Annotated in this window: 11 protein-coding genes; all 11 read right to left on the reverse strand. The window is 46.7% G+C overall.

The window, feature by feature from the left end; all coding sequences use genetic code 11:
- Positions 1-12 precede the first annotated feature (12 nt).
- The 11 genes from mtaB to spoIIP all read right to left on the reverse strand — a co-directional run bounded on the left by mtaB (position 13) and on the right by spoIIP (position 12,743).
- Positions 13-1,368: a tRNA (N(6)-L-threonylcarbamoyladenosine(37)-C(2))-methylthiotransferase MtaB gene (gene mtaB / locus BAMF_RS32820; RefSeq protein ID WP_013352930.1), complete on the reverse strand. Its 1,356-nt coding sequence runs from the start codon at positions 1,366-1,368 to the stop codon at positions 13-15.
- Positions 1,368-2,138: a 16S rRNA (uracil(1498)-N(3))-methyltransferase gene (locus BAMF_RS32825; RefSeq protein WP_013352931.1), complete on the reverse strand. Its 771-nt coding sequence runs from the start codon at positions 2,136-2,138 to the stop codon at positions 1,368-1,370. The genes mtaB and BAMF_RS32825 overlap by 1 nt, the downstream gene beginning before the upstream one ends.
- Before the next feature lie 22 nt (positions 2,139-2,160).
- Positions 2,161-3,096, reverse strand: coding sequence for a 50S ribosomal protein L11 methyltransferase (gene prmA / locus BAMF_RS32830; RefSeq protein ID WP_013352932.1), 936 nt, complete (start codon positions 3,094-3,096; stop codon positions 2,161-2,163).
- A 23-nt stretch (positions 3,097-3,119) separates the two neighbouring features.
- The gene (dnaJ, locus tag BAMF_RS32835) at positions 3,120-4,247 is read right to left on the reverse strand and encodes a molecular chaperone DnaJ (RefSeq protein ID WP_013352933.1); all 1,128 of its coding nucleotides are present in this window, start codon (positions 4,245-4,247) and stop codon (positions 3,120-3,122) included.
- Positions 4,248-4,426: 179 nt separating this feature from the next.
- The gene (dnaK, locus tag BAMF_RS32840) at positions 4,427-6,265 is read right to left on the reverse strand and encodes a molecular chaperone DnaK (protein ID WP_013352934.1); all 1,839 of its coding nucleotides are present in this window, start codon (positions 6,263-6,265) and stop codon (positions 4,427-4,429) included.
- A gap of 24 nt (positions 6,266-6,289) precedes the next feature.
- Positions 6,290-6,856 carry a nucleotide exchange factor GrpE gene (gene grpE, locus BAMF_RS32845; RefSeq protein ID WP_013352935.1) on the reverse strand — a complete coding sequence of 189 codons (567 nt, stop codon included), beginning with the start codon at positions 6,854-6,856 and terminating at the stop codon, positions 6,290-6,292.
- Between the two features lie 59 nt (positions 6,857-6,915).
- Positions 6,916-7,947, reverse strand: coding sequence for a heat-inducible transcriptional repressor HrcA (hrcA, locus tag BAMF_RS32850; RefSeq protein ID WP_013352936.1), 1,032 nt, complete (start codon positions 7,945-7,947; stop codon positions 6,916-6,918).
- Positions 7,948-8,027: 80 nt separating this feature from the next.
- Complete coding sequence (gene hemW, locus BAMF_RS32855; protein ID WP_013352937.1) at positions 8,028-9,167, reverse strand: radical SAM family heme chaperone HemW; 1,140 nt, start codon at positions 9,165-9,167, stop codon at positions 8,028-8,030.
- Between the two features lie 59 nt (positions 9,168-9,226).
- Positions 9,227-11,062 carry a translation elongation factor 4 gene (gene lepA / locus BAMF_RS32860; RefSeq protein WP_013352938.1) on the reverse strand — a complete coding sequence of 612 codons (1,836 nt, stop codon included), beginning with the start codon at positions 11,060-11,062 and terminating at the stop codon, positions 9,227-9,229.
- A 132-nt stretch (positions 11,063-11,194) separates the two neighbouring features.
- Positions 11,195-11,533, reverse strand: a complete 339-nt coding sequence (locus tag BAMF_RS32865; RefSeq protein WP_007408270.1) for a YqxA family protein — start codon at positions 11,531-11,533, stop codon at positions 11,195-11,197.
- 16 nt (positions 11,534-11,549) lie between these two features.
- Positions 11,550-12,743 carry a stage II sporulation protein P gene (spoIIP, locus tag BAMF_RS32870; RefSeq protein WP_013352939.1) on the reverse strand — a complete coding sequence of 398 codons (1,194 nt, stop codon included), beginning with the start codon at positions 12,741-12,743 and terminating at the stop codon, positions 11,550-11,552.
- Positions 12,744-12,806: the final 63 nt, after the last annotated feature.

The following is a 12,806-nucleotide window of genomic DNA, read 5'->3' on the forward strand; positions in this document are numbered from 1 at the left end:
TTTTTTTATCTGTTATGAAGACATGCGCATGTTCTGAGTCATTTCTTCCTCAACGACGCGGACGAATTGTCCTTCATTGTACGGATAGCCTGCTTTTTGAATTTTGACTTTAACAAGTTTGCCGATTAAATCTTCCGTGCCTTTGAAGACGACTTTCATGTAATTGTCCGTATAGCCGACGAACATGCCGTCTTCATCAGACTCTTTAAACGTCTCCTCCGGAATGATTTCCAGAACCTCTCCTTCGTAATCAGAGGCATATTCTTTGGCAAGCTGGTCAGACAGGGCAATCAGCTTGTGCACCCGTTCATTTTTCACATTCTCGTCAACCTGGTCTTCCATTCTGGCCGCAGGTGTTCCGGTGCGTTTGCTGTAAGGGAATACATGAAGCTCAGAAAACTTATGTTCTTTAATGAACCGGTATGTTTCCATAAATTCTTCTTCTGTTTCACCCGGGAAACCGACGATAACATCAGAAGTTACGGCAAGACCCGGCAGTGCTTCTTTCAGCTTATTTAAACGGTCAGCGAAAAATTCCATCGTATATTTTCGTCTCATCCGTTTCAGCACGGTGTTTGATCCTGATTGAATCGGGATGTGAAGGTGGCGGACGATTTTATCAGACGCATCCAGCACTTCAATCACTTCATCAGTGATTTGGCTTGCTTCAATAGATGAAATTCTGATCCGTTTCAGTCCCTCTACACGTGTATCCAACTCACGAAGAAGCTTGGCAAAATTATAATCTTTCATATCTTCGCCGTAGCCGCCCGTATGAATCCCAGTCAGAACGATTTCTTTATAACCGGCATCCACCAGTTGCTGCGCCTGTTTAATGACTTCTTCAGGATCGCGGGAACGAAGCAGGCCGCGCGCCCAAGGAATAATGCAGAACGTACAGAAGTTGTTGCAGCCCTCTTGGATTTTCAATGACGCTCTTGTCCGGTCAGTAAAAGCGGGAACATCCAGCTCTTCAAACACGCGTGCTTTCATAATGTTGCCGACACCGTTGATCGGCTGGCGCTCTTCCCTGTACTGCTCAATGTAGCCGAGCATTTTTTCACGATCCTGCGTGCCGACGACAATGTCAACACCCGGGATGGCCATAATTTCTGCCGGAGATGTTTGCGCATAGCACCCTGTTACGCAGATTACGCCGTCAGGATTTTGGCGGATCGCCCTTCTGATGACTTGACGGCTTTTTTTATCTCCCGTGTTTGTTACCGTACATGTATTAATGACATATACATCTGCTGTCTGTTCGAATTCTTTTCGTTCATAACCCGCATCTTTAAACAGCTGCCAGATTGCTTCTGTTTCATAATGATTGACCTTGCAGCCAAGGGTATGAAAAGCAACAGTTGCCATTACTGATCACCTCTTAATAACTCTGTATGATAGGAAACTGCGCTTAACGCGTAAAGCGGCGCAGTTTCAGTCCGTAAAATTCTCGGTCCGAGGCCGCATAAGACGGCGCCTTTTTCTGAAAGCTGCTGAACTTCAGACTCAGTCAGACCGCCTTCAGGGCCGAATACGATTAAAAGAGACGAACCTTGCGGAAGGCTTTTGAGTTCCGCGGCGAAAGCGCCCGTTTCTCCCTGCTTTGATGACTCCTCGTATGCAACGACACATTTATCGACATTCTCCGCCATCTCAAGCAGCTGCCGGAATGTATGAACGGTTTTCACTTCGGGAATTTCATTGCGGTACGATTGCTCCGCCGCTTCCTTCGCGATTTTCGCCCATCTCTCCCGCTTTTTCTTTGCCTTTTTGTCGTCAAGCTTAACGACGGATCGGGCGCCTTGAAAAGGGATGAACATACTTGCCCCGAGCTCGGTCCCTTTTTGGATAATCCACTCAAGCTTATCGCCTTTCGGAAGGCCGCTGGCGATCCTGATCTTTAACGGCAGTTCACGGTTTTCCCCCGTCCATTCAGCGACGCTGCATGATATATGATCTTTAGAAATCTCTTTGAGCAGGCATAGCGCTTCATGGCCGTCTTTCGAACAGCAGATAATCCGGCCTCCCGCACTCATTCTCATGACGTTGGCAATATGGTGGACGTCTTCCCCCGTGATGTGAAAATCGGGGGTTTCGTCCATCTCCTGCTTCGTGAGCTCGATAAAATATCGTTGCATACGCTGTGACACCTACTAACTGTTATTTTTTCGCGATGATGCTGACCCAATCTTCCATAGACAGAATTTCTATGATGGTAAAGCCGGCTTTTTCCAACGCTTCTTTTACTTCCTGTTTTTTCTGGCCGATAATGCCTGAAGTAATAAAATGGCCTCCGTCTTTGAGCAGGTTGTACGCCTGCGATGTAAAGCGGAGAATCACTTCAGCCAAAATATTTGCGACAATGACATCATGTTCGCCCGTGATGCCGTCTAACAAATTATTCTGCTTCACTTCGGCCGTATCGCTCACTTTGTTCAATTTCACATTCAGACGCGCGCTTTCAACAGCGACCGGGTCAAGATCATACGCATGAACCGATTCAGCCTTAAGCATGGCGGCTGCGATGCTCAAAATTCCAGAACCCGTGCCGACATCAATGACACGGTCTCCTTTTTGAACGATACGCTCAAGCGCCTGAATGCACAGAACGGTTGTCGGATGCGTTCCCGTACCGAATGCCATGCCCGGATCCATTTCGATAATCAGTTCATCCGTATGCACCGGTGTATATGTTTCCCATGTGGGAACGATCGTGAACTTTTCAGAAATTTTCACAGGATGGTAATACTTTTTCCAAGCTGTCGCCCATTCCTCTTCATTAACCTCAGAAATGGTGATTTTGTTTCTGCCCAAATCAATATCGTACAGCAGCAGATTATTAATCGTCTCTTTAATGCCGTCGACCGTTTCGCCCAGGAAACTGTTGATCGGCAGATACGCTTTGACAATGACACCCTCATCGGGGTAATCATTGGGGTCGAGCTGGTAGATTTCCCCGTAAACATTCTCACGCTCTTTCATTAAATCAAGCGGATCTTCGATGACAACCCCGCTCGCACCAGCTTCATGCAAAATATTTGAGATGGGTTCGACCGCTTCATGTGTTGTGTGAATGCTGATTTCGGACCATTTCAAAACTACCAACTCCTATCCAATCATTACTCGCCTTTAAATGCGCGTTTTACTTTGTCAAAGAAACTCATTTCTTGTTCATCCAGCAGGTTACCGCTCACTTCAGCAAACTCGCGGATGATGTCTTTTTGTTTATCTGTCAGATTTGTCGGTGTGACGACGCGGACGACAATGTGCTGGTCGCCTTGTCCGTAGCCCCGGACATTCTGCACGCCTTTGCCTCTTAATCTGAATTTTGTGCCGGTTTGTGTGCCGGCAGGAATTTTCAATTTCACTTTTCCGTGAAGCGTCGGCACTTCCACTTCGTCTCCGAGTGCCGCTTGGGCAAACGTTAACGGCATTTCACAGTAAATATCATCTCCGTCACGCTCAAAGAACTCGTGGGCGCGCACATGGAATACGACAAACAGATCTCCCGGAGGACCTCCGTTTACACCCGGTTCACCTTGACCCGGAACGCGCAGCTGCTGTCCGTCGTCCACACCGGCAGGGATCGTAACGTTGATTTTTTTCCGTTTTTTCACTTTGCCCGTGCCGCCGCAGTCCGCACACTTGTTTTTGATGATTTTCCCTGTTCCTTCACAGTGGTGGCAGACTCTTCGGTTAAGCACTTTGCCAAACGGCGTGTTCTGTTCGACATTCAGCTGGCCTGAACCTCCGCAGTGCGAGCACGTTTCCGGCTTTGTTCCCGGCTTTGCGCCAGAGCCTTTACATGTTTCGCAATTCTCTTCGCGGGGAATTTCAATGATCGTCTCTTTTCCGAAAGCCGCATCTTCAAATGACAGTGTCATTGTATACTGCAGATCAGCGCCTTGCCGCGGTGCATTCGGATCACGGCGTCTCGTGCCGCCGCCGAAAATGCTTGAGAAGATGTCATCGAAACCGAAACCGCCGAAGTCTCCCCCGCCGCCGAATCCGCCTCCGAAGCCCTGATTAGGGTCAGTATGGCCGAATTGATCATATTGAGCGCGTTTTTGGTCGTCTGAGAGCGCTTCGTATGCTTCTTTTACCTCTTTGAATTTTTCATCTGCTCCGGATTCTTTATTGATATCAGGATGATATTTTTTTGAAAGCTTCCGATAGGCTTTTTTGATTTCATCCTTTGAAGCGCTCTTACTTACTCCAAGCACTTCATAGTAATCACGCTTACTCATCTCGCTTCACTCTCCCGAATTTCTCACATAAATTAGATTGTATCATTTTGAATTATGTTTTTTCAATTCCTTTTATCCCGGGCAAGAAAAAAAGTCAAAGCCAAGAGATGCCTGACTTTGACTTTCTGTCTGTTGAATCAGAATATGCTGTGTGTTCTTCCGCTTTCTGCGGAAAGAACTTATTTTTTCGCTTCGTCGTCTTTTACTTCTTCGTATTCCGCATCGACAACGTTATCGTCCGCTTTTTTGCCTTCAGCGTTTGCTCCGCCTTCAGCCTGCTGCGCTTTTGCCGCTTCTTCATAAAGCTTCATGGAAAGCTCTTGAACGATTGTTTGAATCTCATCTTTTTTCGCTTTGATCTCTTCAATTTCGTTTTTCTCGATAGCTGCTTTCAGCGCGTCTTTCGCGTCGTTTGCTTTTTTCACTTGCTCTTCGTCCACTTTGCCTTCCAGGTCTTTTAGAGTTTTTTCCGTTTGGAACACAAGCTGGTCAGCTTCGTTGCGGACTTCGATTTCTTCTTTTCTCTTCGCATCAGCGTCAGCGTTTTCTTCCGCTTCTTTTACCATGCGTTCGATTTCGTCATCTGAAAGACCTGAAGAAGATTTGATTGTAATGTTTTGTTCTTTTCCTGTGCCTAAGTCTTTCGCTCTTACGTTTACGATACCGTTTTTGTCAATATCGAAAGAAACTTCGATTTGCGGTACGCCGCGCGGTGCAGGCGGGATATCAGTAAGCTGGAAGCGGCCGAGCGTTTTGTTGTCGGCAGACATCGGGCGCTCACCTTGAAGCACGTGAATGTCAACAGCTGTTTGGTTGTCAGCTGCAGTTGAGAATACTTGAGACTTGCTCGTCGGAATTGTCGTATTGCGGTCGATCAGTTTCGTGAACACGCCGCCCATTGTTTCAATACCGAGAGAAAGCGGTGTAACGTCAAGAAGTACAACGTCTTTTACGTCTCCTGTGATGACGCCGCCTTGAATCGCAGCACCAAGCGCTACAACTTCATCAGGGTTTACGCCTTTATGCGCTTCTTTACCTGTTTCTTTTTTGATTGCTTCCTGTACGGCAGGAATACGTGTAGATCCGCCGACAAGAATAACTTTGTCGATTTCGCTTGCAGAAAGATCCGCATCTTGAAGAGCCTGACGGACAGGAGCCATTGTGCGTTCAACAAGATGAGCGGAAAGCTCTTCAAATTTAGCGCGGGTCAATGTCAGCTCAAGGTGAAGAGGACCTGCTTCTCCCGCTGTGATAAATGGTAAAGAAATTTGCGTAGATGATACGCCGGAAAGGTCTTTTTTCGCTTTCTCAGCTGCATCTTTCAAACGCTGAAGCGCCATTTTGTCTTTTGAAAGATCAATGCCGTTTTCTTTTTTGAATTCTGCTACGAGATGATCAATGATGACTTGGTCAAAGTCGTCCCCGCCAAGACGGTTGTCACCGGCAGTTGAACGGACTTCAAACACGCCGTCGCCAAGTTCAAGAACAGATACGTCAAACGTACCGCCGCCAAGGTCGTATACAAGAATGGTTTGGTCTTCGTCCGTTTTATCAAGTCCGTATGCAAGCGCTGCTGCAGTCGGTTCGTTGATAATACGCTCTACTTCAAGACCGGCGATTTTACCGGCATCTTTTGTCGCTTGACGCTCTGCATCGTTGAAGTATGCCGGAACCGTGATAACAGCTTTTGAAACTGTTTCGCCCAGGTAGCTTTCAGCGTATGCTTTCAGATGCTGAAGGATAATAGCTGACACTTCTTGAGGCGTGTAGTCTTTTCCTTCGATTTCTACTTTATAGTCAGTACCCATATGGCGTTTGACAGACATGATTGTGTTAGGGTTTGTGATTGATTGGCGTTTTGCCACTTCCCCTACTTGGCGCTCGCCGTTTTTAAATGCAACGACTGACGGAGTAGTACGGTTTCCTTCAGCATTGGCGATAACTGTAGGCTCGCCGCCTTCAAGCACTGCCACACATGAGTTTGTCGTACCCAAGTCAATTCCGATTACTTTACTCACTTTGAATTACCTCCTGCTATGTAGTTATTGATTCACTTTTACCATTGAAGGACGGATAACGCGATCCTTCAGTTTGTAGCCTTTTTGCAGTTCTTCGATAACAATATTGCTGCCGAAGTTTTCATCTTCGACCTGCATTACGGCTTGGTGAAGGTTCGGATCAAATTCCTGACCGACAGCTTCGATGGCTTCAACGCCTTCTTTTTCAAGGGCGTCTATCAGCTGGCGGCGGACCATTTCCATACCTTGCAGCAAGCTTTTTGTCTGCTCGCTTTCAGCTTCTACCTGTAAAGCCCGTTCAAAGTTGTCGAGAGCCGGAAGGATTTCCGTTACGACGTTTTGAGAACGGTATTTCTGAGCAGCTTCCATTTCAAGGCGGCTGCGTCGTTTATAGTTTTCAAAGTCTGCTTGAACACGCAAAAGCTTGTTTTCTTTTTCATCAAGCAAACCCTGCAATTCATCAATTTGGTGCTGAAGGTCTTCTTCCTGACCAACGGTTTCTTCATGCTGTTCTTCTGAAGCGGCTTGTTCTGTCATTTCTTCTTGTTCTGCTGCTTCAACCTGTTCTGCGGTTTGTTTTTCTTCTGACATTGTGTTCACCTCCCTCAAATGCTGTAAAAAGATGACTGAAAATGATTGCCAAAATTCCCTTATTCATCATACAAACTTGTGAATGCTTTTGACAAGTCCGAAGTCACGTGCTGCAGCAGGCTGACGACTCTTGAATAATTCATGCGTGTCGGCCCGATGATGGCGATTGATCCGATCTGCTTCGTATCAACAGTATAGGTGGCCGTGATTAAGCTGCAGTTTTCCATTTCTTCGTAGTCATTTTCTTTCCCGATTTTGATTGAAATCCCGGCTTTTGATGACTGAAACAGCTTCAGAACATCCTGCTCTTTTTCAATTAAGGATAAGAGCGAGCGGACCCGTTCAATATCGTGGAACTCCGGCTGATTCAGCATATTGATTTTTCCGCCGAAAAACAATTTCTCAACATGGGTCGCCGGATGGAATGTGGATCGGAGCGATTCGAGAATGCTGTCATAGTTGGCAATATGCTGCCTTAAATATGTGACAACCTCTTTAAAAATACGCTCATTCAGTTCGTCCATCGGCACGCCCGCTAATCGATCGTTTAATATATTGACCAGTTTTTCAATATCGGCCAAATCCACTTTAGCCGGAAAATTGATGGTGCGGTTTTCGACATGACCCGTGTTCGTGACGAGGATGGCGACCGCCTTATCCGGCTGGATCGGAACGATTTGAATCTGTTTAAGATAGTTCTCGCTCAGCGTCGGCCCGAGGACAATCGATGTGTAGTTTGTCAGATCGGACAGGATTTGCGCTGATTTTTGGACTGTTTTTTCCAGCTCGAAGATTTTTTCTTTAAATATCGAGTGAATTAAATCCAGATCGGTTTTTGTCAGCTTGACGGGTGACAGCAAATGATCGACATAATACCTGTACCCTTTTTCCGACGGAATCCGTCCTGAGGATGAATGGGTTTTTTCAATAAAGCCCAATTCCTCCAAGTCAGCCATCTCGTTTCTGATCGTTGCAGAGCTGAATGTAATCTCGTCTTTTTTTGAAAGAGTTCTTGATCCTACAGGCTGCGCTGATTGTATAAAATCATTAATAATCACTTGCAGGATCAACAGCTGACGATTTGTTAACATCATCATCACCCCTGTTAGCACTCAAGGTCAGCGAGTGCTAATTCTATATCAAAAGTAACAAACCAAAAGAAAAATGTCAATTATAACTCACCCAAAAAAGCGCCAAAAACCTCATTTCCTAATAATTTGCCCTCATGCGTTAATGCAACCGATTCTTCCGTGTCACAGATCAGGCCTTTTTCGGTTAAATCTTTGAGAACATCGGGAAACAGTTCGTCAACCGAGCGTCCGAATTTATCGAGAAAAGCTTGCTTTTGTACGCCGGACATTTTTCTGAGACCGAGGAACATTTCTTCTTCAATCTGCTCCTCACGTGTCACCTCGTGCGTGTCACGATAAGGCAGCCCCTTTTCTTCGATGAGCTGAATGTAATGTTTCACAGGCCCGGCGTTGACGGTGCGCGTGCCGCTGATATACCCGTGAGCGCCTGCGCCAAAACCGAAATACGCTTCATTGCTCCAATACGTCAGATTATGCTGCGACTCGTATCCGGGCTTTGCAAAGTTACTGATCTCGTATTGACGGATGCCCGCTTCACTCATCTGCCTCATGACCGTTTCATACATCTCGGCCTCTTGTTCTTGCGCCGGGAGATGCAGACGGCCTTTTTGCATTAAATTATAAAACACCGTTTTCGGCTCTACGATCAGCGAGTAAACGGAATAATGCTCCGCATCAAGAGACAAAGCCGTTTTGACGGAATTGTCAAGGTCGGCCAGCGTCTGACCCGGCAGGCCGAACATCAAATCGAGACTGATGTTGTCGAAGCCGAGAGCCCTCGCTCGTTCAAAGGAAGTGAATACGTCCTTTTGTTTATGCACTCTGCCGATTTTTTGTAAAAGCTCATCTTCAAAGGTTTGAACACCGAAGCTCAGCCTGTTGACACCGGCATTTTTCATGATTTTTAATTTTTCCGGGGACAAATCATCCGGATTCGCTTCCGCGGCAAATTCTATGAGTCCGTCAGAAGGTTTCAGCACACGGTGAATGGAATCCATCAATTTTTCCAGCTGGTCGGGTGAGAGCGATGTCGGCGTGCCTCCCCCGATAAAAATCGTGCGGAGATCGGGGCGTCCCGTCCGTTCTATTGTGTTTATCATTTCCTTTTCGAGTGAGTTTAAGTACTCATCGACAGGCTGGCTCTGAATAAAATATTTATTGAAATCGCAATAGTGGCAGATATGCTCACAAAACGGAATATGAATATAAGCTGATTTCATTTTGAAACACCTTCTTCTTTACAGAAAGAAGCCGCAGCGCGGGACTGCGGCGGCTTCCGTTATTTTTTCGGGCTGTCATCCATTTTAAGAACGGCCATAAACGCTTCCTGCGGCACTTCTACCGAGCCGACCTGCTTCATCCGGCGTTTTCCTTCTTTTTGTTTTTCAAGAAGCTTCCGTTTCCGCGAGATGTCTCCTCCGTAACATTTTGCAAGGACGTTTTTCCGCATGGCCTTAATGGTTGAGCGGGCCACGATTTTCTGTCCGATCGCTGCCTGTACGGGCACTTCGAATTGCTGGCGGGGAATCAATTCTTTCAATTTTTCGACGATGACTTTCCCGCGCTCGTATGCGTAATCGCGGTGCACGATAAATGACAGCGCATCAATTTTTTCTGCATTCAGCATAATGTCCATTTTGACGAGTTTGGACGGTTTGTAGCCGATCAGCTCGTAATCGAAAGAGGCGTACCCTTTCGTGCTGGATTTCAGCTGATCAAAAAATTCATATACGATTTCCGCAAGAGGCATCTCATATACAATGCTGACCCGGTTGGCGTCTAAGTACTGCATATCGATAAAGTTGCCCCGTTTCCCCTGGCAAAGCTCCATAACCGCTCCGACGTAATCGTTCGGAACCATCATCGTCGCTTTGACATAAGGTTCTTCCACCCGCTCTATTTTTTGCGGGTCAGGCATGTTTGACGGGTTATCCACGATGATCTTTTCGCCGTCCGTCATATAAACGTCATAAATAACGCTCGGCGCGGTCGTAATAAGGTCAATTTTAAATTCCCGTTCAATCCGCTCTTGAATGATTTCCATGTGAAGCATTCCTAAAAAACCGCAGCGGAAACCGAAGCCGAGGGCTTGTGACGTCTCCGCCTCGTATTGAAGAGATGAATCGTTCAATTCAAGTTTTTCCAGAGCTTCGCGCAAATCATTATATTTGGCTGTGTCAATCGGATAAAGTCCGCAGTATACCATCGGATTGAGTTTGCGGTAGCCCGGAAGCGCTTCTGCCGCAGGCTTAACCGCGCTCGTGATCGTATCACCGACACGGGTGTCGCCGACGTTTTTGATTGCGGCTGTCAAATAGCCTACGTCACCGACTGTCAATTCGTCAGCCGGCTGCGCTTTCGGCGTAAAGACGCCGACTTCAATGACTTCAAACTCTTTTCCGGTTGCCATCATTTTAATTTTCTGGCCCGGTTTGACCGTTCCTTCTACGACTCTGATATACGCGACGACTCCGCGGTACGCGTCATAAAGCGAGTCAAAGATGAGCGCTTTCAGCGGAGCTTCCGGATCTCCCGCGGGAGCCGGCACTTTTTCTACGATCTGTTCTAAAATGTCTTCGATGCCGATGCCCGCTTTCGCTGAAGCGAGGACGGCGTCTGAAGCGTCAAGGCCGATAACGTCCTCAACCTCTTGACGCACACGTTCTGGCTCTGCGCTCGGAAGATCGATTTTATTAATGACAGGAAGAATCTCAAGATCATTATCAAGCGCCAGATAGACGTTCGCCAATGTCTGCGCTTCTATTCCCTGAGCCGCATCAACAACGAGAATCGCGCCTTCACAGGCAGCCAGGCTTCGCGAAACTTCATATGTAAAGTCGACGTGTCCGGGCGTGTCGATGAGATGGAATATATATTCTTCTCCGTCTTTTGCTTTGTATTTCAGCTGAACGGAATTTAATTTGATGGTAATTCCCCGTTCGCGTTCAAGGTCCATTGAATCAAGCAATTGTTCTTTCATTTCCCGCTGGGTGATCGCCGATGTTTTTTCTAAAATCCGATCCGCCAAGGTCGATTTGCCGTGGTCTATATGGGCGATGATGGAGAAATTCCGGATTCTTGACTGCCTCTCTAAACGCTTTTCTTTATCTGTCACAATCTATCACTCCTACTATTAAACGCAAAATACACTAGCTTAGATTATATCAATAGGATTGTAAACATTCAATTAAAACAAGAAAGAGAAAAGCTTCCTTTAAGGAATCATCCGCTTTTCTCTTCATCAATGCTATCGGTTCAGTTTCGAAACCCACTCGTACATCGCCTGCGCCGAGTCCGTCACGGTATTTGAAAGGGTTTCTCCCGCTTTTGAAAACAGGTTGAAGGTTTCCGCCTGTTCCAGCTGTTTTTGTTTTTCTTCCAGATCTTTCGCCGTAACGGTTTGCCCCAAAATGGAAGCTTCTTTTTCCTGTCCTTCTCCGCCGCCGAGCGTGAATGCTCCTTTTAAGGAGGGATCTTTGTATCCTTTCATATCAAGCATTCCGCTGTTTGCCTGCTGCATGCCGAACAAAACGCCGAAAAACATGACAATGGCGATCAGCAGGCATTTGCCGGTAAAACGGATCATTCGAATCACCTGATTTCTATTGTTTTTTCTTCTCTCCTGATTGCGAGCTGACCTTGTCTGCATCCCAGTACAGTTCGCTGAACACATCGGCCACGGCATCTGATGCGCGCCTCAGTTCTTCAAGATTGTTATCCACGCCCCCGAATTCCAGCAGAAGCGACCTGTCGTTTAAATCCTGGTTGTATACTCCATTATCTCCCGGAGAGCCTTTTGATAAAACACCGACGCTTAAGCCGGGGTATTTTTTCTCCATCAGCTTATGAAGTTCACTTGCGAGTTTATAGTTTTCTTCAAAATTAGCGCTTTTTTTGCCGACCACGATGGCGACTCTGGCATAGCTTTTTCCTTTGATGTCGGCTGTCGTATTTTTCTTGCGGCGGGAATCCCGGTGAATGTCTATGGTATATTGCAGATTTTTATTTTTGGCGAGCGCGCTTTTTACGACCGGCCTTGATTCGTCATAGCTTCGCGCATAATTTAAGCCGTCTTTGTTCAGGCGGGCCTGAATGTCGGTTTTATCTACGGTCGCTCCTACACCTTGCGCTTCAAGCGCTTTTCCGAACATATCTCCGACAAGCGTGACATTGGCCTTCGAATGGCGGGCGTTATCAGGATTTGTTTCCCCCTTTAACAGAGGAAGATAAGATTCGGTATTATGAGTGTGGTAAATAAAAACGACTTTTTTGCTGCCTGTTGAATGTTTCGGCGGCGCCGTTTCTTCTTTTTTCGTTTTGTTTTCGATTTCTGCCAGGTTCACTTCTTTTTCTTTTTCCATCACCTTCGACGGCGGCGGAGATTCAGCAGGCATATTCGTATAATCCGTCCCCTGCCCCGCCAGAAGGATCTCCGTATCGTATTGGGCAAATCCCGGCAGCTCACGTCCCAAGAAACTCCGCGGGTCTTCCATATTAATACTTGTCGCCAGTTTTAAGGAAAGCCGGGACAACTGAAAAGAGTCTTTTTCAGGAAGCTCTGAGGCGAAATAATGATTTTCCATACCGAGGAGGTGTGCAAACGCGTCACCCGGAAGTTCTCCGGCAATTCCGTGAAGAGAATCCGAAGAAAGCCTCAGTTCAGGGCGAAGCGATGTGAGCACACCCGATAATACGAAAATAACGATAAGGCTTGTCATAAACAAAAACATGCCCTTGAGCGCATTTCCACCGTTTACTGCAACGACAATTTGACGGTTTCTGCGTTTTTTTCTCATGATTTGAATCCCTCCAGCGCTTGTCTAGTAATTACTCTATGAACAAGCTAGAGGAGGTAGAAC

Origin of the sequence: Bacillus amyloliquefaciens DSM 7 = ATCC 23350 (assembly GCF_000196735.1) — a bacterium.
GTDB lineage: Bacteria > Bacillota > Bacilli > Bacillales > Bacillaceae > Bacillus > Bacillus amyloliquefaciens.